Below are 18,733 nucleotides of genomic sequence, written 5' to 3' on the forward strand. Positions count from 1 at the left end.
GACTCATGGCCCTGGATCCCACCACCGTCAGCACCGTGCTCTCCCTCCTGCCCACGATCCTCGAACAGGCCAACAAGACCATCGACAAGATCAAGAAGGGCCGGCGCAAGGATGACGGCACCGATGGCGCCGCGCCGGAAACACGCGACCCGGCCGCACGCATCGCGGAACTGGAGGCCGCCGCCGTGCAGCAGGCCGAGGCAGTCAAGCTGCTCGCCGAGCAGCACGCCATCACCATCGACGCCTTGCGCAAGGAAGCCGCGCGGCTGGACCGCCGACTGCGCCTGATGACGACGGTGGCGATGGCCGGCGTGGCGCTTGGCCTTGGCGGCCTGGTGATTGCCCTGAACCTGCTTTTCCGCTGAACATCAGCACGAATTCTCACCCGCCATGACCGTCCTGCTCTACGGCATCCCGAATTGCGACACCGTCAAGAAGGCCCGCACCTGGCTGGACGCCAACGGCGTTGCCTACACCTTCCACGATTTCAAGAAGCAAGGCGTCGATGAAGCCATGCTGCGCGGCTGGCTGAAACATGTGCCGCTGTCGACCCTGCTCAATCGCAAGGGCACGACCTGGCGCGCGCTATCGGACGCCGACAAGGTCCGCGCCGAAGATGAAGCCGGCGCCATCGCGCTGATGCAGCAAAGCCCGTCGCTGATCAAGCGCCCGGTGCTTGCGCACGACGGCAAGGTCAGCGTGGGTTTTTCCGCCGACCAGTACGCCAGCCAGTTCTGAATTTCTTCGCCCTGCCATGACCGCCACCCTTGCCCTCACCGAAGACCTGATCCGCCGCCGCTCCGTCACGCCCGCCGACGAAGGCTGCCAGGCCGTGCTGGAAACCCGCCTGAAGGCGCTCGGCTTCGCCTGCGAAGCGCTCGTCAGCGGTCCCGACGATTTCCGCGTGACCAACCTGTGGGCCGTCAAGCGCGGCACGCAAGGCAAGGACGGCAAGCTGCTGGCCTTCGCCGGCCATACCGACGTCGTGCCGACCGGTCCGCTCGAACAGTGGAACTCCGACCCGTTCGAGCCGACGCACCGTGACGGCCGCCTGTTCGGCCGCGGTGCCGCCGACATGAAGACATCGATCGCCGGCTTTGTCGTGGCGGTCGAGGAATTCGTCAAGGCGCATCCGGACCATGCCGGCACCATCGCCTTCCTGATCACCAGCGATGAAGAAGGGCCGGCGCATGACGGCACCATCAAGGTGGTCGAGGCCCTGAAGGCACGCGGCGAACGACTGGACTACTGCGTGATCGGCGAACCGACATCGGTCGACACGCTGGGCGACATGGTCAAGAACGGCCGCCGCGGCTCGCTGTCGGGCAAGCTGGTCGTCAGGGGCGTGCAGTGCCATATCGCCTACCCGCACCTGGGCCGCAACCCGATCCACGAAGCCGCCCCCGCGCTCGCCGAACTGGCCGCGCAAGTATGGGACCAGGGCAATGAATACTTTCCGCCGACGAGCTGGCAGATGTCGAACATCCACGGCGGCACCGGCGCGACCAACGTGATTCCGGGCCATGTCACGATCGACTTCAACTTCCGCTTCTCGACCGCGAGCACGCCGGAAGGCCTGAAGTCGCGCGTGCATGCGATCCTGGACCAGCACAAGCTCGAGTATTCGCTGGACTGGACGCTCGGCGGCGAGCCCTTCCTGACGCCGCGCGGCGAGCTGTCCGACGCGCTCTCGGCCGCCATCGAGGCCGAGACCGGCGTCAAGACCGAACTGTCGACCACGGGCGGCACCTCCGATGGCCGCTTCATCGCCAAGATCTGCCCGCAGGTGATCGAGTTCGGCCCGCCCAACGCGACCATCCACAAGATCGACGAGAACGTCGAAGTCCGCTTTATCGAGCCGCTCAAGAACGTCTACCGTGGCGTGCTGGAACGGCTCATTGCCTGATCGCCTGCCGATCGCACCCTTCTCGACACAGCATCCACGACCATGGCAACTCCCTCCCCGCTGCGCACCGTGCGCGACCTGCTGCGCCTGGCGGTGTCGCGCTTCACGGCCGCGCGTCTTTCGTTCGGCCACGGCAGCGCCAACGCCTATGACGAAGCCGCCTACCTGGTGCTTCACACGCTGAACCTGCCGCTCGACACGCTCGACCCGTTCCTCGACGCGCGCCTGCTGCCCGAGGAAATCGACGCGGTCATGCAAGTCATCGACCGCCGCGTCACCGAACGCGTGCCGGCCGCCTACATCACGCATGAAGCCTTTATGCACGGCCTGCGCTTCTACGTCGATTCGCGCGTGATCGTGCCGCGCAGCTTTATCGGCGAACTGCTGCAGGACGGACTGGAGCCGTGGATCGGCGACACCGCCAAGATCGGCCCCGTGCTGGAACTGTGCGCGGGTTCGGGCTGCCTGCCGATCATTGCCGCCCACGTCTGGCCCAACGCGCAGATCGATACCGTCGACATCTCGCCCGATGCGCTCGCCGTGGCGCGCCGCAACGTGGCCGACTACAAGATGCAGGACCGCATCCACCTGTTCGAGGGCGACCTGTACGCACCGCTGCCGCCGGGCGCCACGTACGACGTGATCCTGACCAATCCTCCGTACGTCAACGAAGCCTCGATGCAGGCGCTGCCGCCCGAGTATCAGGCGGAGCCGCGCATTGCACTGGCTGGCGGCGACGATGGCATGGACATCGTGCGCCGCATCATTGCCGGCGCCAAGGCCCGCCTCAACCCGGGCGGCGTGCTGGTGGTGGAAATCGGCAACGAGCACACCAATGTCGAGGCGGCGTTCCCGGACCTGGAGATCGTCTGGCTGCCCGTCAGCGCGGGCGACGAGCAGGTCTTCCTGCTGACCTACGACGCTCTGCCGGGATAATTCCCGTTCGACATGATGGCAACCCTGTGCCGCGGGAGAAGGAGTCTCCCGCCGGCACAGGCTGCGCCCACGCAATCTGGGCGAACATCGGCCACGCGTTGATCCCGCAACACGCGCAGGCTCTACACTCGCGGCAGAGATAGCGCCACTGACGCCGTGACCCCAAGTCCCACTCCGCTTCCCGGATCGCCTCCCGGATCCCCCGCCCTGCCCGCCGCTGCCGCCACGACGCACGCTTTGCGCGGCATCGCCGTCCTGACCTTCGCCTTCGCGCTCAGCCAGTTCTTCCGTTCCTGCCTGGCGGTCATGGCGCCGGAACTGCAGCACGATTTCGGTCTGTCCCCGGCCGGATACGGTGCTTTGTCCTCTTCGTTTTTCCTGGCCTTTGCCGTGGCCCAGATCCCGGTTGGCATCGCCTTCGACCGCTATGGCGTAGGCCGGCCCACTGCCGGAATGCTGGCGATCGGCGCGGTATCGTCGATCCTCTTCGTCCTGGCGCCCAACGGTGCAGTGGCCACGCTGGCGCAGGTGGGGCTGGGGCTGGCGTGCGCGCCGGTATTCATGGGGCTGCTGCATTTCGCCTCGGAGCAGCTGTCCGAGCGCGACTACACGCAAGTGGTCAGCAAGTCGAACGCCATGGGGATGATCGGGGCCTTGTGCGCGACCGCGCCGCTGGGGTGGGCGACCGAACTGGTGGGCTGGCGCCCGTCGATGGCGGTATCGGCACTGGGCATGGTCGTCGCCGCGTGGGGCGTCTGGCGCTTCGTGCGCGACACCGGCCACGCAGAGGCGCGCAGCGCCTCGTGGCCGTCCATGCTCACGCAAAGCGCCCGGCTGCTGGGGCTGGTGCCGCTGTGGACGCTGATCCCGCTGTGCGTGGCCATGTCCGCTGGCACGGCCTTCCGCAATGCATGGAGCGGGCCTTATCTGGCCGATGTCTACGGGCTCAGTTCGGGGTCCCGCGGCGTGGCGCTCACGCTGCTGAGCGTGGCCGGATTCCTCACCGCTTTCCTGCTGCCCGTCCTGGTACGGCGCAGCACGCTCAAGACCGCCATCCTCGCGTGGTCCGTCCTGTCGATGTCCGGTGGCGTGCTGCTGACGCTGTGGCCCGCCTCCGGCGTCGTGAGCGGCGTGGCGATGATGGCCCTGCTCTCGACCATCGGCATGCTGCATCCGCTCGTGATGGCGCAGGGCCGCAGCCTGATCCCGCCGTCCAAACGCGGGCGCGGGCTGGGATTGCTCAATACCTTCGTGTTTCTGGGCTCCGCGCTGACGTCGTGGGGCTATGGGCTCATCGCCAATATGGGCCATCTGCAGCGTTGGGGCGAGCCCGCGACGTATGCCGCGATCTTCCTGTCGGCGGCCGTGCTGGTGGCTGCAGCGCTGGTGCCCTATTTCTTCAGTCCGGCGCAGGGCAATCATTAGTTTCGGGCACGAAAAAGCCCGAACGCAGCCGTTCCGCCCGCGGGCATGCGGGCTCCTGTACACGAATCTTCATCCTTTCACGTTAAGCCTCCGGAAGCGGATCAGCAGACGTCCTACGCGGACCATGAGCTCCCGCTTGGTCAGACAAAAACAACCCGGAAAACGTGAGAAAGAGCCTCCTCGCATGCGCCGCGACGTCTGTCGTCGTCGCGGTTTGCGCCAGCATTGACAGCGCTGGCGCCACCCCTCCCACCATCGTCGCAAACCTGTCGCGCAAACCGACCGCCAGCAAGGAAATGACTTCGTCTGCTCCGGCCGGAATCGCGCATAGATCCACGTACTTCCGAACCGATCCGCGCTTCGAATTCTTCAACGCGCTCAACGCCCTGCGGGTCGCAATGGGGGTCGGGGCATTGCGCCAGGATCCGGCCCTCGACGCCGCGGCCGAGAACCATCTCGAGTATATGAAACTCAACGCGGTGATGAGCCATACGGAGATCCCCGGGAATCCCGGCTTCACCAGCCCCGATCCGTACCACCAGGTGCTTGCCGTGGGCGGCGCGCAACAGCAATGGGTCGGGCAGAATGCCTACAACGGCGATATCGGCCGCTGTCTTGCCGCGCTGGCGAACTCGGTTTATCACTTGCAGGGGATCACCAGCAATCAGGAGACCATCGGCCTCGCCATGCGTGACAACTACTGCGTGGCGAACTTTGGCGTGGTGACCGCGGCGGGTACAGGTGGCTATGGCCTCGCGCAATGGGGCGGCCAGCAATTGCCTGCTGGCGCTGCCGCGCACTACCCCGCCAACAATGCCAGCGTGCACGGCCTGTTCATTCCCGCGGACGAGACCCCGAATCCGGCGCCCGACCTGGCCACCGCGGGTACGCCGATCATGTTCCGGGTGAACGTGGAAAAACCGGCTGACGTGCTGACGGTTTCCAGTTTCACGCTAACGGGCCCACGCGGTGATGCCGTGCCCGCTCGCATCCTGGTGCCTGCCGAATCGAAGGCTGGCTCGGTGGCTTCGGCTATCGCGGACGCGAGCCTGTATCGCGGCGTGGTGTTCCTGCTGCCGACGCAGCCCATCGCTGCCGGCACTTATACCGCGAGCTTTGCCGGTGCGCGAAATGGCGTGGCGATCAACAAATCGTGGCGCTTTACGGCGTATTGAGGCGGCTGCGCAGGCGGCTCAGCGGCGAAACTGCTGGTCGATTTCTTCAGGGCCGAGCAAGCGGCAGATGAAGTCGACCATCCAGACAGGCGTTTCAATCGTGACTCAGCCTTGGGCGGTTGCTATCGCCCGTTTTCACGATAGGCGCACGTGCCGCGTTGCACTACGCTCGAAGCAAAGAATCACACCAGTGAAACCGGGGGAATCATGGGTGATCGGATGTCGTGCGCGGCGGGTCGGCGATCGGGGTCAGACGATCCGCTGCTGGGCTGCTTGCTATTGTTGAACCGTGCCCTGCGACGGCCGGTGTCGTCCGCAGCCCTGGCGGAAATGGGCGCTGGGGACGGCATGCAGCTGACGTTACCGCTGCTGGGCGTCGCAGCGGCACATTTCGGCTTGTCGACGCGGCTGGTGGATTGCAGTCTCGAAGAGATATCCGACACCACGCTGCCCGCCATCCTCTTGCTCGACGGAAACAGGCCGTGCGTGCTGCTGCGGCGCTGCGATGACGGACGGCTGATCGTCGCCTTGCCAGGTTGGGGCGGCGGCGTGCAAGAGGTCGATCACGATGAACTGCTGGCCCAGTACAGCGGACACGCAGTGTTGGCACAGCCCGCTTCAAGACCCGATTCGGCGGCCGATACTGAAATCCCGCAGCCTTGCCAGTCTGGCGCGGCGCCGCAGCAAGCATGGCTTCGCCACGGCGGACGACTGCTTGCTTCGACCGTTACGAGGCTATGCCTTGCGGGCGGTCGGCTGAAGATGTGGCCCCCACTGCTTGCGAGCATGGCATCCCGCAAGCAGGTTTAGGATCGTTCAGGCCACGCATCCGTCCACCGCTGCATGACCGATGAACGAATCAGGTCGACGGCGGCGTCTCTGCACCGAGCTCTGCTGCGCCATCGAGAACCTGGCAGAGACATTCACCTAGCCGCCGGCGAAGATCGTCTTCACGTCGGGAACTTCCTCTGCGCGCTGCGCCTGCTCCACCACGCGCCTTTCGATGTCGTCGAGATGCGCGCTCATCATGTCGATGGTGACCTGCACATCCCCGGTTCGCAGCGCCTCGACCAGCTCCCGATGCTCGGTCGGCGCGCATTCGATGAACTCCGCAGGATCATAGAGCGCCTTGTAGAGTTCGGTCCTGGTGAGCAGCCGCCCCACGAACGCCAGCAGGTCGGCGCTGCCAACCATTTCGGTGAGCAGTGCATGGAAGCCACCGGCAAGGCGGATCGATTCTTCGCGGCGATGCGCATGCAGCGCCGCCTCCTCCGCCTCTACGTGTTGCAGCAACCGGGCAAGCTGCGCGTCGTCGAGACGGCCGCATAACGTCGCCACGATACCTGCCTCGACAGCGCGGCGGGCGCAATAGACCTGCCGGATGTCCTCCACCGATGGACGCGGCACGTAGGCGCCGCGATTGGGCTCCAGCTCGAGCTTGCCTTCGGCGCCCAGGCGCGCCAGCACTTTGCGCACCGCGCCACGTGTGCAGTGGAAGGCCTCCGCCAGGCTGCGCTCGCGCAGCGGCATGCCGGGGCGCAGCTTGCCGCCGAGCAACGCGGCGCTGATGGCCGCGTAGATGCGATCTTCCACACCCGCTGCGGCAAGCGGCCCAGGCGTTACCCCGCGTTGCGGACCGCTCGCGATGGGGGAAGCACTCGACGTCGACATGTGGCGGCTCTGAAGTGGCGGGCGGCTCGATTGTAGGGGATACCGGATATGGTCATCCATTCTTGGGGAAATCACCAACAACGATGGTTGACCAAATTGGCTAGACTTGGTTGACCAAGTGCGTCGCTCAGACTGCCCGGCGACATCCTGGCGGGCAACGCGCCTGCATGACGCGCAAAGACGCATGATCGGGAGAAATGGTGGACATCTACGGGGAATTGCAGCGCACCATACTCAACAACATTCCCGATCAGGCCTGGCTGAAGGACAAGAACTCCCGCTACATCCTCGTCAACGAGGCCTTCGTGGCGGCATGTGGCCACCCGGAGCACGAGATCCTGGGCCGTACGCCGGACAAGGTCTGGTCAACGGAGTGGGCACAGGTGTATATGCGCACCGATCGGGCCGTCGTGTCGAGCGGCCGACGCAGCCGCTACGAGGAAAGCCGCATCTCCGCGGATGGCGTGCCAAGGTGGTTCGACACCATCAAGACGCCCATCCGCGACGCCGACGGCGCCGTCATCGGCACCGTCGGCATCTCGCGGGACATTAGCGACCGCAAGCGCTTCGAGCGCGATATGGCGCGGCTGAACCGCCTCTATGCGCTGCGCAGCGGGATCAACAAGGCCATCACACAGATCGGGCGGCCCGATGCGTTGCTTTCGAGGGTCTGCCGGATCGCGGTCGAGGCCGGCGGACTGCAGCTGGCATGGATCTGCCTGCCCGAGGATGCCACTTCAGGGGTAGCCTGCCACGCCAGCACGCAGGCGCTGCAAGAGCAGTTCATGGCTGGCGCCGAGGCCGGCTGGTACGGGCTCGGCGGGCTTTTTCCCGCCGAGCCGCGCGCATATGTGTGCCGGGATATCGCGCGACCACGCCGCTTCGGCTCCCAGGCGCGCGTGGCCCGCTCCCTGGGGATGGGCAGCTTTGTCGCGCTGCCCCTGACCCAGTCCGGAAAGCCCGTCGGCTACTGCCTGCTGTTCGCACGGGATGCCGATTTCTTCAGCCCCGATATCGCCCGGCTCGCCGCGGCCTTGTCGCGCGATCTCTCGTTCTCGCTGGACTATATCGCCGAGGCGGCCCGCGGCCGGCAGGCGCGGGAGGAGTTGCTGGAATCCCGTTCCCGCTTGCGCGAGCTGTCCGCCCACCTGCAAACGGTGCGGGAGGCCGAGCGAACCCGTATCTCGCGCGAACTGCATGATGAACTGGGGCAGTCGCTGACCGCGCTGCGGCTGGGCCTGAACTTCCTTGAAACACAGCGGCCGGCCGCCGAGGACACCGCGTGGCGGCAGCACGTGCGCAGGCTCAAGGAGATCGCGGACTCTACGGTGGAATCGGTGCAGCGCATCGCCGCCGACCTGCGCCCTCCCGTGCTGGATGAACTGGGGCTGGGCTCGGCCATCGAATGGCTTGCCGAATCCTTTGCCGAGCGAACCGGCTTGCGCTGCGCACTGCAACTAGCGCAGCGCGAGCGCGACTTCGGGCCGGAGATCAGCACAGGCGTCTTCCGCATCGTGCAGGAAGCGCTCACCAATGCCCGCCGCCATGGCAATGCGACAGCGGTATCGGTATCGCTCGATGAACGGGCCGGGATGCTGCACGTCGTCGTTGCCGACAACGGCTGCGGCATCGATGCGTCCCAGGCCACGCCGCGCGGCAGTCTTGGCCTGCTCGGCATGCGCGAACGCGCATTGATGCTCGGAGGGCGGCTGACAGTCTGCAATCAGGAAGCGGGGGGAACCCGCGTCGAGGCCGAGATCCCTGTCGCCTACACGCCGCCAGGGGGGCAGCTGACGTCATGATACGGATCATGATTGCCGACGACCACGCCATCATTCGCGACGGTCTGAAACAGATCATCTCGACCGTGCCCGAGATGTGCGTCGTGGACGAAGCCGTCGACGGGACCGATGTGCTCGCCAGGCTGCGCAAGACCACCGCCGATATCCTGCTGCTCGACATGTCGATGCCCGGAAAAAACGGGATCGCGCTGATCCAGCAGATTCGCGCCTGCCGCGCTGCCCTGCCCATCCTGGTCCTGAGCATGTACAGGGAATCGCAGTACGCCGTACAGGCCATCCGCGCCGGCGCGGCCGGCTACCTGACCAAGAACACGGAAACCGACCAGCTGGTCGGCGCCATTCGCAGGATCGCGCAAGGCGGAACCGTCGTATCCCCTCAGATTGCCGAGAAACTGATTCGCCAGGTGCAGCGGCCAGAGGCCGCACTGCCGCATGCCGGCCTGACCGCGCGCGAGTTCCAGATCTTCCAGATGCTGGCAGAGGGCAGGAGCATCAACGACATCGCGCAAGCGCTGTCGCTGAGCAACAAGACCGTCAGCACACACAAGGCCAATGTCCATCACAAGATGGACATCGCGTCGACGGCGGGTCTGGTGCACTACGCCATCCATCACGGCCTGATTGGCGAGGCGCCCGAGAGCTGGTCCTGAGCCACGCATTGCACGTATTGCACGCATCGCCAGGCCACGGCATGCTCGCGTCGGTCTAAGAAAATCCTTAGACCAAAACCAGCCGATCCTGATGCAAGGCACCGGCCCGCGCATCTACGCTTGAGTCAACGCAGCGCCTGTCATTCCGCCTCCTGCCTGTTTCCCCATCCGCCGGATCTCGCGGCGGATGCATGAGACACCACCGACATGGACGCCGCGCCGCCTGTGAAACCAGCAGGCAATCCAATCAAAACCTCATGCGAGGAGACACCCATGCAGACAGATCTGCTGATTCGGAACGCCTGCGTCCGCGATGACGCACCGCTGACCGATATCGCCATCGCCAACGGCAGGATCGCAGCGATCGAGCCTGGCATCGACGTCCATGCGGACGAGATCATCGACGCCGGTGGCCGCGCCGTCATTCCCGGGTTGATCGAGGCACACCTGCACCTCGACAAGGCGCTGCTGCACCGTCGCCTGCCAGCCCGGTTCGGCACCCTCGACGAGGCCATCCGCGTCACCGGCATCCTGAAGGGCAAGCAGGAACGCGCAGACGTGCTCGATCGCTCGCGGCAGGTACTCGACATGGCCGTCAGGAATGGCACCGTTGCGGTTCGCGCGCATCCGGACGTGGACCTGATCCAGGGCCTCATTGGCGTGGAGACGCTGCTGGAGCTGAAGCAGGAATACAACGACCTGCTCGACCTCCAGATCGTCGCCTTCCCGCAGGAAGGCATCCTGAAATCCAACGGCACCTACGCGCTGATGCACGAGGCCATGCAGATGGGCGCCGACGTGGTCGGCGGCTGCCCATACAACGAACTGACGTGGGCCGACACCCGGCGCCATATCGACATGGTGTTCGAACTGGCCCAGCACTATGGCGCGCCCGTCGATCTCCATGCCGACTTCGCGGACGATGCCAGCGACCAGCGCTTCGCCGCCATCTCGTACATCGCGCAGAAGACCATCGAGACCGGGTACCAGGGCAAGGTAGCGCTCGGCCACGTCACCAGCCTGGGCGCGCTCGATCCCGACGAACTCGCACCGCTGATCGAGCTGGTGCGCGAAGCCGGCATCAGCATCGTGACCCTGCCGGCCACCGATCTCTACCTGGGCGGCCGCAAGGATCGAGTTTGCCAGCGACGCGGACTGACCCCGGTGAAAGCGCTGCACAGTGCCGGCGTCAATGTTGCCTATTCGTCGAACAACGTCCGCAATGCCTTCACCCCGTTTGGCACGGCCGACATGCTGCAGATCGGCAACATGCTCGCGCATGTCGCGCAGTTCGGCGTGCCCGAGCACCAGCTTGCAGTGCTCGACATGGGGACCTACAACGCGGCTCGCGCCATCGGACTGGACGGGCGATATGGCCTTGCCGTCGGCAAGGACGCCGACCTGATCGTCCTCGACGCCTACAAGGTGGCCGACGCATTGCTGGATATTCCGCCTCGGCTCTGGGTCGTCAAGCGCGGAAGGATCACCGTCGTGACCCAGCATCGCTGTGAAATCCACCGCCACCAGTGCTGTGCGCACTGAATTGTCCTGACCAGGAGGAGACCACCATGAAGAAGCTGCCTGCAGAGATCGTAGCGTCGTTGCTCGCCGTCACCACGGTCCTGATCGCCTTGCCGCCCTATCACCTGCCGCCCTGGGCGATCTTCATCAGCTGGGCCGCCACGTTCGCCATGGGCGGGCCGACGGCAGAGAACCTGAAGAAGATCTGGCCGACCTTGCCGGTCGGATCGCTGTTCGCGTTCCTGATCGTACTGTGCTTCCGTCAGGCCTCGACGCAGTTCACGGGCGCGTCGTTCATCGTTGCACAGATGGTGATCCTGTTCACGCTAAACGCCAGCATGATGTTCCTGGCCCGCGTCTTCCCGTTACTCGGCTTTATCGCGGGGATGTTCTTCGGCTTCGCATCGTACTTTGCCACCCTGTTCGGAGGTTTCGGACCGGTGCCGCACGATCCCGTTGCCGCCCTGGGCGCCGTAGTGGCGATGAACGCGCTCGGGCCGGCATACGCATGGCTCAAGGAGCGTTATTCGGCCCCCGAGGGCAGCGGCAAGAAGTCGTGGAATGGATGGCAACAGGAGGCTTGAGTCTGCGTAGGGGGCATGCGGCTGACTCGCGCTGCATGCCCGCTGCCCGGCAGTCTTGTGTGGCAACTGTCAGGTCCGGCAATCAATCCGGCAGACGAAGCAGATTTTGGGGAACGTTCATGGGAATTCTTGACGACGGCTTTCCGGTCAGCGCGGGCACCACGCGCCGGGAGTTTCTGGCCGGCTCTGCCGCCGTGGCAGGCGCGGCCGTGCTGCCGTGCAACGGGCAGGCGGACACGCTGCCGGATCAGCGCAGGCCGGCGCGCTCGACACATGGCATGGTAACCAGCCCGCACGAACTCGCCAGCCGGGCCGGGCTGGAAGTGCTGCAGGCCGGAGGCAATGCAATCGAGGCGGCCATCGCCATTGGCGCCGTGCTGAGCGTCACGTACCCGCACTTTACGGGGCTGGGCGGCGACGCATTCCTGGTCATCAGCGACCGGCATGGCAATGTCCGCACGCTCTCCGGCATCGGTCAGGCGGCCATGCGTCCGCCTGCATACGGTAGCGCCATTCCGACACGGGGCCCCGGCGCTACCTTGACCGCCGCGGCGACGGTGGCCACCTGGGAGCAGGCATTCGAGCTCAGCCGCAAGGAATGGGGCGGCAAGCAGGCATGGTCCTCCCTGTTCTCCAGAGCCACCGAATATGCGGTCAACGGCTTCGCGGTGACGCCGTCGCAGCGCTTCTGGCAGGAATTTCGCGCCGCGGACCTGGCCGACTGGCCGGGCTTCGGCCGCGTCTTCATGCCGCAAGGCAGGATTCCGGCCGCCGGAGAACCCTTCAGGCAACCGGAACTTGCCCGCACGCTGGACCGGCTGGCAACGTATGGCGGCCGCGAATTCTACGAGGGCGACCTCGCCGGCCGCATCGCCGCAGGCCTGAAGCGGGCCGGATCGCCGCTGACCGCCGCGGACCTGGCCCGCTGCCGCGCGCGGGACGAAGTACCGCTGCGGGTGGCGTATCGGGATGGCGAACTGCTGGGCCTGCGGCCTCCCACCCAGGGCGTGACCACGCTGGAGATCATGGGCATCCTCAATCGTTTCGACCTTGCGTCGATCCCGGAAGGCAGCGCCGATTACTATCACCTGCTCGTGGAAGCCGTGAAGCTGGCCTTCCTCGACCGGAACCAGTATGTCGCGGATCCCGATTTCGCCGACGTACCGGTGGACCACTTGCTGTCCAAACAGAACCTGGACGCCCACGCCAGGCGCATACACCTGGACAAGGCGATGCCCTGGCCACAGGTGTTCAAACCTGGCGACACCGTCTATATCGGTGCGGCCGACAGCCACGGCAACTGCGTCAGCATGCTCCAGACGGTCTATTTCGACTGGGGCAGTGGTGTTGTCGCGGGGGATACCGGCATCCTCTGGCACAACCGCGGCGCGGCCTTCAGCCTCGACCCGGCGAGCCCGAACGTCTTGCGGGGCGGCAAGCGTCCGTTCCACACCCTGAACCCCGGCATGTACCTGAAGAAAGGGCAGCCGCACCTGCTCTACGGCACGCAGGGGGCCGATGGCCAGCCACAGACGCTGGCTGCGGTCCTGACACGGCTGATCGACTACGGCATGGACCCGCTCACCGCGCTGCGCCGCCCGCGCTTCCTGCTGGGCAAGACGTTCTCCGACAGCCGGGACAGTCTCAAGCTGGAGCAGGACGCCGGCAAGCCAGTGTTTGCGGAGCTGGCCAGGCGTGGACACGAACTCAGCCCGCTGCCGGCCCAGAGCCAGCTTGCCGGCCATCCCGGAGCAATCCGCCTCGATCCGGACGGGCGCATGACCGGGGCACATGATCCACGCAGTGACGGCATGGCACTCGGCCTGTGAAGATCCCGGCTTGAGCAGGTCTCTCATCCCAGGCCTGCTCCGCCGACTGAACCGGGTTCCGCTGGCGCTCGGTGCCATCTGCGGCTTCTTCCATGACCTCGATCCCGCTCACGAAGACACAGGGTTAAAGGCAATAGCCTCAACTTCTATCTTGGTGCCTGCCATATTCCTGCCCTGCAATGTCGAACGTGCCGGCTTGCCTCCGGGAAAGAACTCGCCGTAGATGCGATTGAATCCCTCGAAGTCGCTCGGGTCTTCGAGCCACACCGTTGTCTTGACGACGTCGTTGAGTGTGCAACCTGCCAGTGCCAGAACACTGGCAACGTTGTGCAAGGTCTGGCGCGTTTGTACTTCAATCCCGCCGACGACAAGAGTACCGTCTTCCGCCCTTGCCACTTGCCCGGATACATAGACAAAGTCACCGGCCTTTGTCGCCAGCGAGCGCGGTAGCATTCGTGTTGCGGGATTGTTTTCTGCAAAGTAGTCAATCGTCATGTTCGGCACCTTGTGAAGAGCTCCCAACAATCTTATGCCGCAACCTTCACCGCGACAGCACTCTCAACATGTCGCCAATCACCGTGAAGCGAATCACGCGCAAGCAGGACAGTTCACCAGCCAGCCCGCTGCGCAGTGCCGGATCCTTCGCTGCCATGGCGGTGTTTTCCTGTTCCGCCTGCGCATAGAGGCCTTCGACGGCGGGCCCGATGGCCTTCAGCATGACATCGAGGCGACGCTCCGCGGTCGGTGCCGCCAGCCCCATCAAGCGCCCGGCCTCTAGCACCAGCGCACGCGAAAAGTCGCCATAGAATTCGACGCCCAGCACCGGCCACGCAAAGCGGTGTCCGTCCGGCCAGTTGGTCTTGTCGTAAGTGCGCGTGCCGTATGCCGCTTCGCTCAGCAGGTCATAGAACGGCGCCAGCGCAATGCCCTCGCCGGAAACCAGAAAACTCAGGTTCTTCAAATGCGCGTCGGAATTGCCTGTCAGGATATTGAACACCAGCCAGTCGAACAGCCTCGCCCGCACCAGTGCCGGCGCACGGCATAGATCCGCCAGCTCCCCCAGCCTTTCGACGCTGCCCTGGTCGTACTTGAACGCGCGCGAGAGGTTCAGCAACTGGCACGCGTCGATGGCGTGCAGGCGCCGCCAGCCCTGCGGAAGATGGCGACGGTCGAAGCGATCGACCAGGTAGACGGGAGACGGCACATAACGCCGGTGCACCCCCGGCACGTCGAGCTTCAGCCTTGCGGCCAGCGACATCACGAACCACTCGTTCGCGACCGAGTGCGGATAGAACGCGTTTTCCTGGTGCGTCGGCTTGAGGATATGCGTCGATGGGGTATCCGCGCCGGGCTCGTACAACTGGCCGTCTTGCAGCACCACTGCCAGCTTGTGCTGGGCGCCCGCCAGCGACATGCGCTTGAGCGCATCGTGCGTCAGCGGAACGCGCGGCAGATTGCGGATGCGCGCATCGAGTTCGGCGTCCGGCAACGGGCGCATCGCCGGCGCCTGCTGCAAGGACTTGCCCGGCGGCAGCAACGTCAGCGATCCGGCCGATTCCGCGCCATACCACGCCAGCAAGGCGAAGGCGTCGGCTTCGTTGCGGATGCCTGCGTCACGGGCCAGCAAGACGCGCTGGCCCTCTTCGGGCAGCAGATTGTCAAAGTACCACTGGACCGGACGCACGCTGCTGCCGTCGATTTGCCGGCCGGCCTGCAATGGCAGCGCCGGGCTCAGCGCAAAGCCTTGCGAATCCGCCAGCCAGGCGGGCGTGTATTCGAATGACCAGACGTCGTGCTCGTCGCGCAGCGTGCCCACCAGTGCGCCGTTGATGCTCGCCAGCAGGACACGATCAGCCATGCCCATCCTTTGCTGCAGGCTCCGTTCCCGCCGAAGCCCGGCGCCGGCGGCTGCGGGCCTGGCGATGCCGGAGCTTGTCGCGCTCGGAATCGACCAGCGGGAAAGCGGCCTCCGGCACGTCCACCACGATGCGGATGCCCAATCCGTTCAGTACCTGGAACAACTTGCCCCACTGGATCCCCTCGGCGCCGTTTTCGACGCGGACCATAAAGTTCTCGCTAACGCCGATCGCGCCAGCGGCGTCGTCCTGTCGCATGCCGTGTGCCTTCCGGGATGCACGTACGATGGCACCGATGTCGGCGGCATCGCCAAGCTGGAGTTGCATAAAAAATCTCCCTGATCGCAAGGATTTTAGGTTGCCACGCTAGCAGAAGCAAGAAATCTCCCTGATCACAGAGATTTTGCTTGATCGAAGGAACCAAACGCCAAAATCTCCCCAAACACCAAGATTCCGGCCAAGCAACGTGTTGCAGAAGCCAACCTTTGCCATTTCGGAATTCCCCTGCTTGCGCGCGCGATTTAAGGTTTCCCACATAAGTGTCCCAGCCGCCACGCGAGAGGACGCTGCGGCACAACCGGTATAAGAAACCGAAGGAGACATCGATGAACACGCATTCGAGCACTGGAACACAGCGCCGCGCCTGGCTGCTGGCAACCGGCCTGGCATTTGCCGCTGCAGCCACGCTTGGCCACGCCGGCCTGGCCGGGGCAGAGACCTGGCCTTCCCGTCCGATCCAGCTGCTGATTCCGTACCCGCCCGGCGGCAGCGCCGACCTGCTCGCGCGCCCGGTGGCCGCAAGGCTACAGGAACGGCTGGGCCAGCCCGTGGTGCTCGACTACCGTCCCGGCGCCGGCGGCACCATCGCCACGCAGATGCTGGCGCGCGCCAAACCCGACGGCAACACCCTGATCATGGTGCTGGCCGCGCATGCGATCAACGCCAGCCTGTATCCCAAACTGCCGTATGACACGCGCAAGGACTTCGCACCGGTCTCGCTGGTGGCCAACCTGCCGATGATTCTGGCCGGCAGCAGTTCGCTGCGTGCCAACACGGTGCCGGAGCTGATTGCCGAAGCCAAGGCGTCGCCGGGCAAGCTCACGTTCGCCTCGGCTGGCAACGGCAACACCGGCCACCTCGCGGGCGAGCTGTTCGATTCGGTGACAGGCATCAAGATGACACACGTACCGTACAAGGGCAGCGCGCAGGTGGTGACGGCGATGCTGTCGGGCGAGGTCCAGCTTACCTTCGACAGCATCTCGACCACGCTGCCGCATGTGCGCGCCGGCAAGGTGCGCGCACTCGCCGTGACCGGCACGAAGCGCGCGGCCATCGCGCCCGATGTCCCGACGCTGGCCGAGGCTGGCGTGCCGGGCATCAACATCACCGGCTGGTATGCCGTGCTGGCACCGGCCGGCACGCCGGCTCCGGTGGTCGACCGCCTCAGCCGCGAGATTGCGACGGTATTGAAGGAGCCCGAGCTGAAGGCCAATCTCGCCTCCAATGGCTATGAACCGGTGGGCTCCACGCCTGACGCGCTGCGCACGCACATCGACGCCGAGATCACGCGCTGGAGCAAGGTTGTTAAAGACTCCGGCGCCCAGGTGCAATAAGCTTCCCCGAACTGAATCCCTGATCGCCGGCGCAAGGACAACTTCCGCCGGCCTGTATGCCATGACCGACACCTCCCCGATGCAACGCCCCTTCACCAGCATGTCCGTCCTTGTGCGCGGCCACGCTGCGAGCCATCCCGCGCATGCCGCCCTTGTGCAGGGCGAGCAATCGATGTCTTATGGCGAACTCGATGCCATCATGACCCGCATCGGCGCAGCACTGCAGCGCGACGGCGTGCAGCCCGGCGGCGCGATCTCGATCTGTGCGACCTCTTCCATCGAATATGCCGCCGTGTATCTCGGCGCCATCCGCGCCGGCGTGGTCGTCGCACCGCTCGCGCCCTCCTCCACCGCGCAAAGCCTGGCCGACATGGTGGCCGATGCAGGGGCAGGCATCCTGTTCGTCGATGCCGCGGTAGCCGCCGCCCTGCAGCCCGTGCTGCCGCAGCTTGGCGCCACGCGTATCGTGACGCTGGACAACAGCGCCGCGGGCCAGCCTTTCCAGGCCTGGCTGGCACCGGCGGGGACACCATTCACGGAGCCGGAAGTGCGGCCGGAACTGCCGCTCAATATCATCTATTCGTCCGGTACGACGGGCATGCCCAAGGGCATCGTGCAATCGCACGGCATGCGCTGGGCGCACGTGTCGCGCGGCGCGATGACCGGGTACGGCACCGACGCCATCACGCTGCTCTCCACCCCGCTCTACTCGAACACCACGCTTGCAAGCTTCTTCCCGACCATCGGGCTGGGCGGCACGGCCGTGCTGATGCCGAAGTTCGACGCCGGCAAGTACCTGGAACTGGCCCAGCGCCATCGCGTCACGCATACCATGCTGGTGCCGGTGCAATACCAGCGCCTGATGGCCCATCCGGACTTCGACAAGTACGACCTGTCGAGCTTCCGGCGCAAGTTCTGCACGAGCGCGCCGTTCAGCGCTGCGCTCAAGGCCGAAGTGCTGCGCCGCTGGCCCGGCAAGCTGACGGAGCTGTATGGCATGACCGAAGGCGGTGGCGGCTGCATGCTGGCCGCCGACGAGTTCCCCGACAAGCTGCACACGGTCGGACGTCCCGCAACGGGCGCGGACGTGCGCATCATCGACGAAGACGGCAAGGAACTGCCGCCCGGCAGCACTGGTGAAGTCGTCGGCCGCTCCGGCGCCATGATGAACGGCTACCACAACCTGCCGGCCAAGTCGGCCGAGGTGGAATGGCATGACGCCGAGGGCAATCGCTTTATCCGCACGGGCGATATCGGCCGCTTCGACGAAGACGGCTTCCTGGTGCTGATGGACCGCATGAAAGACGTGATCATCTCGGGCGGCTTCAATATCTACCCGAGCGATATTGAAGCCGTGGTACGAACGCATGAGGCTGTGCTCGATGTATCCGTGGTCGGCGTGCCGTCGGAGCGCTGGGGCGAGACGCCGGTCGGCTTTATCGCGCTGCGCGATGGGCACGGCGCCACGGCGCAGGCGGTGCTCGACTGGGCCAACGAACGCCTTGGCAAGACCCAGCGGCTGAGCGCGCTGCACGTCGTCGACAGCCTGCCCCGCAGCGCCATCGGCAAGGTGCTAAAGCGCGAGCTGCGGGACCGCATCACCGCCTGAACAAAAACATTTCCGAAATACTTGCGCCGCCGCGAAGGCATCTCTATAATCTGCGGCTTCGCTAGGCTCGTAGCTCAGCTGGTTAGAGCACCACCTTGACATGGTGGGGGTCGTTGGTTCGAGTCCAATCGAGCCTACCAACGCACAACGCAAACA

At 65.3% G+C, this 18,733-nt stretch carries 18 protein-coding genes and 1 tRNA gene; 15 read left to right on the plus strand and 4 right to left on the minus strand.

The features are described from left to right. Nucleotides 1–5 precede the first annotated feature (5 nt). From ACIGJC_RS08215 to ACIGJC_RS08245, 7 genes are all read left to right on the plus strand, one after another. Nucleotides 6–365 (plus strand): hypothetical protein, encoded by a 360-nt coding sequence (locus ACIGJC_RS08215; RefSeq protein WP_483708264.1) that lies wholly within the window; start codon nucleotides 6–8, stop codon nucleotides 363–365. Nucleotides 366–390: 25 nt separating this feature from the next. Continuing rightward, on the plus strand, nucleotides 391–738 hold the full coding sequence (locus tag ACIGJC_RS08220) for an ArsC family reductase (protein ID WP_483708265.1): 348 nt from the start codon (nucleotides 391–393) through the stop codon (nucleotides 736–738). A 16-nt stretch (nucleotides 739–754) separates the two neighbouring features. After that, nucleotides 755–1,906 (plus strand): succinyl-diaminopimelate desuccinylase, encoded by a 1,152-nt coding sequence (dapE, locus tag ACIGJC_RS08225; protein WP_483708267.1) that lies wholly within the window; start codon nucleotides 755–757, stop codon nucleotides 1,904–1,906. Nucleotides 1,907–1,948: 42 nt separating this feature from the next. Beyond that, on the plus strand, nucleotides 1,949–2,842 hold the full coding sequence (gene prmB, locus ACIGJC_RS08230; RefSeq protein ID WP_483708268.1) for a 50S ribosomal protein L3 N(5)-glutamine methyltransferase: 894 nt from the start codon (nucleotides 1,949–1,951) through the stop codon (nucleotides 2,840–2,842). A 156-nt stretch (nucleotides 2,843–2,998) separates the two neighbouring features. Then, nucleotides 2,999–4,267 carry an MFS transporter gene (locus ACIGJC_RS08235; protein ID WP_483708269.1) on the plus strand — a complete coding sequence of 423 codons (1,269 nt, stop codon included), beginning with the start codon at nucleotides 2,999–3,001 and terminating at the stop codon, nucleotides 4,265–4,267. Nucleotides 4,268–4,563: 296 nt separating this feature from the next. Continuing rightward, nucleotides 4,564–5,442, plus strand: coding sequence for a CAP domain-containing protein (locus ACIGJC_RS08240; RefSeq protein WP_483708270.1), 879 nt, complete (start codon nucleotides 4,564–4,566; stop codon nucleotides 5,440–5,442). A gap of 207 nt (nucleotides 5,443–5,649) precedes the next feature. Next, complete coding sequence (locus ACIGJC_RS08245) at nucleotides 5,650–6,252, plus strand: cysteine peptidase family C39 domain-containing protein (RefSeq protein WP_483708271.1); 603 nt, start codon at nucleotides 5,650–5,652, stop codon at nucleotides 6,250–6,252. A 117-nt stretch (nucleotides 6,253–6,369) separates the two neighbouring features. On the opposite strand, the gene ACIGJC_RS08250 is transcribed toward ACIGJC_RS08245, so the two are convergent. Beyond that, nucleotides 6,370–7,035 (minus strand): GntR family transcriptional regulator, encoded by a 666-nt coding sequence (locus ACIGJC_RS08250; RefSeq protein WP_483708272.1) that lies wholly within the window; start codon nucleotides 7,033–7,035, stop codon nucleotides 6,370–6,372. Between the two features lie 275 nt (nucleotides 7,036–7,310). On the opposite strand from ACIGJC_RS08250, the gene ACIGJC_RS08255 reads away from it, so the two are divergent. The 5 genes from ACIGJC_RS08255 to ACIGJC_RS08275 all read left to right on the plus strand — a co-directional run bounded on the left by ACIGJC_RS08255 (nucleotide 7,311) and on the right by ACIGJC_RS08275 (nucleotide 13,499). Further along, nucleotides 7,311–8,915 (plus strand): PAS domain-containing protein, encoded by a 1,605-nt coding sequence (locus ACIGJC_RS08255; protein WP_483708273.1) that lies wholly within the window; start codon nucleotides 7,311–7,313, stop codon nucleotides 8,913–8,915. Continuing rightward, nucleotides 8,912–9,565, plus strand: coding sequence for a response regulator (locus tag ACIGJC_RS08260; RefSeq protein WP_483708275.1), 654 nt, complete (start codon nucleotides 8,912–8,914; stop codon nucleotides 9,563–9,565). Before ACIGJC_RS08255 ends, ACIGJC_RS08260 begins: the two co-directional genes overlap by 4 nt. Before the next feature lie 273 nt (nucleotides 9,566–9,838). After that, a complete protein-coding gene (locus ACIGJC_RS08265) occupies nucleotides 9,839–11,107 on the plus strand; it encodes an amidohydrolase family protein (RefSeq protein WP_483708276.1) in 1,269 nt (422 codons plus the stop codon). A 26-nt stretch (nucleotides 11,108–11,133) separates the two neighbouring features. After that, entirely contained in the window at nucleotides 11,134–11,670 is a 537-nt protein-coding gene (locus ACIGJC_RS08270) for a DUF1097 domain-containing protein (RefSeq protein WP_483708277.1), read from the plus strand. Nucleotides 11,671–11,789: 119 nt separating this feature from the next. After that, a complete protein-coding gene (locus tag ACIGJC_RS08275; RefSeq protein WP_483708278.1) occupies nucleotides 11,790–13,499 on the plus strand; it encodes a gamma-glutamyltransferase family protein in 1,710 nt (569 codons plus the stop codon). Between the two features lie 108 nt (nucleotides 13,500–13,607). On the opposite strand, the gene ACIGJC_RS08280 is transcribed toward ACIGJC_RS08275, so the two are convergent. Genes ACIGJC_RS08280 through ACIGJC_RS08290 form a run of 3 tightly spaced genes read right to left on the minus strand, consistent with a single transcriptional unit; the run spans nucleotide 13,608 to nucleotide 15,682 of the window. Then, entirely contained in the window at nucleotides 13,608–13,994 is a 387-nt protein-coding gene (locus tag ACIGJC_RS08280) for a RidA family protein (protein WP_483708279.1), read from the minus strand. A gap of 46 nt (nucleotides 13,995–14,040) precedes the next feature. Continuing rightward, on the minus strand, nucleotides 14,041–15,357 hold the full coding sequence (locus tag ACIGJC_RS08285) for a HipA domain-containing protein (RefSeq protein ID WP_483708280.1): 1,317 nt from the start codon (nucleotides 15,355–15,357) through the stop codon (nucleotides 14,041–14,043). After that, a complete protein-coding gene (locus tag ACIGJC_RS08290; protein WP_483708281.1) occupies nucleotides 15,350–15,682 on the minus strand; it encodes a helix-turn-helix domain-containing protein in 333 nt (110 codons plus the stop codon). The genes ACIGJC_RS08285 and ACIGJC_RS08290 overlap by 8 nt, the downstream gene beginning before the upstream one ends. A gap of 278 nt (nucleotides 15,683–15,960) precedes the next feature. Between ACIGJC_RS08290 and ACIGJC_RS08295 the strand changes: the two genes are divergently transcribed. From ACIGJC_RS08295 to ACIGJC_RS08305, 3 genes are all read left to right on the plus strand, one after another. After that, nucleotides 15,961–16,968 (plus strand): tripartite tricarboxylate transporter substrate binding protein, encoded by a 1,008-nt coding sequence (locus ACIGJC_RS08295; protein WP_483708282.1) that lies wholly within the window; start codon nucleotides 15,961–15,963, stop codon nucleotides 16,966–16,968. Between the two features lie 61 nt (nucleotides 16,969–17,029). Beyond that, complete coding sequence (locus ACIGJC_RS08300; protein ID WP_483708283.1) at nucleotides 17,030–18,577, plus strand: class I adenylate-forming enzyme family protein; 1,548 nt, start codon at nucleotides 17,030–17,032, stop codon at nucleotides 18,575–18,577. Between the two features lie 63 nt (nucleotides 18,578–18,640). Continuing rightward, a tRNA-Val gene (locus ACIGJC_RS08305) sits at nucleotides 18,641–18,717 on the plus strand. Nucleotides 18,718–18,733 lie beyond the last annotated feature (16 nt).

The organism is Cupriavidus sp. C3SS-1 (assembly GCF_057073755.1).

Bases quoted from the DNA above. Each gene is read 5' to 3' on its own strand.
- ACIGJC_RS08215 (WP_483708264.1), top strand. From the start codon at position 6: ATGGCCCTGGATCCCACCACCGTCAGCACCGTGCTCTCCCTCCTGCCC.
- ACIGJC_RS08220 (WP_483708265.1), top strand. From the start codon at position 391: ATGACCGTCCTGCTCTACGGCATCCCGAATTGCGACACCGTCAAGAAG.
- dapE (WP_483708267.1), top strand. From the start codon at position 755: ATGACCGCCACCCTTGCCCTCACCGAAGACCTGATCCGCCGCCGCTCC.
- prmB (WP_483708268.1), top strand. From the start codon at position 1,949: ATGGCAACTCCCTCCCCGCTGCGCACCGTGCGCGACCTGCTGCGCCTG.
- ACIGJC_RS08240 (WP_483708270.1), top strand. From the start codon at position 4,564: ATGACTTCGTCTGCTCCGGCCGGAATCGCGCATAGATCCACGTACTTC.
- ACIGJC_RS08245 (WP_483708271.1), top strand. From the start codon at position 5,650: ATGGGTGATCGGATGTCGTGCGCGGCGGGTCGGCGATCGGGGTCAGAC.
- ACIGJC_RS08255 (WP_483708273.1), top strand. From the start codon at position 7,311: ATGGTGGACATCTACGGGGAATTGCAGCGCACCATACTCAACAACATT.
- ACIGJC_RS08260 (WP_483708275.1), top strand. From the start codon at position 8,912: ATGATACGGATCATGATTGCCGACGACCACGCCATCATTCGCGACGGT.
- ACIGJC_RS08265 (WP_483708276.1), top strand. From the start codon at position 9,839: ATGCAGACAGATCTGCTGATTCGGAACGCCTGCGTCCGCGATGACGCA.
- ACIGJC_RS08270 (WP_483708277.1), top strand. From the start codon at position 11,134: ATGAAGAAGCTGCCTGCAGAGATCGTAGCGTCGTTGCTCGCCGTCACC.
- ACIGJC_RS08275 (WP_483708278.1), top strand. From the start codon at position 11,790: ATGGGAATTCTTGACGACGGCTTTCCGGTCAGCGCGGGCACCACGCGC.
- ACIGJC_RS08280 (WP_483708279.1), bottom strand. From the start codon at position 13,994: ATGACGATTGACTACTTTGCAGAAAACAATCCCGCAACACGAATGCTA.
- ACIGJC_RS08285 (WP_483708280.1), bottom strand. From the start codon at position 15,357: ATGGCTGATCGTGTCCTGCTGGCGAGCATCAACGGCGCACTGGTGGGC.
- ACIGJC_RS08290 (WP_483708281.1), bottom strand. From the start codon at position 15,682: ATGCAACTCCAGCTTGGCGATGCCGCCGACATCGGTGCCATCGTACGT.
- ACIGJC_RS08295 (WP_483708282.1), top strand. From the start codon at position 15,961: ATGAACACGCATTCGAGCACTGGAACACAGCGCCGCGCCTGGCTGCTG.
- ACIGJC_RS08300 (WP_483708283.1), top strand. From the start codon at position 17,030: ATGACCGACACCTCCCCGATGCAACGCCCCTTCACCAGCATGTCCGTC.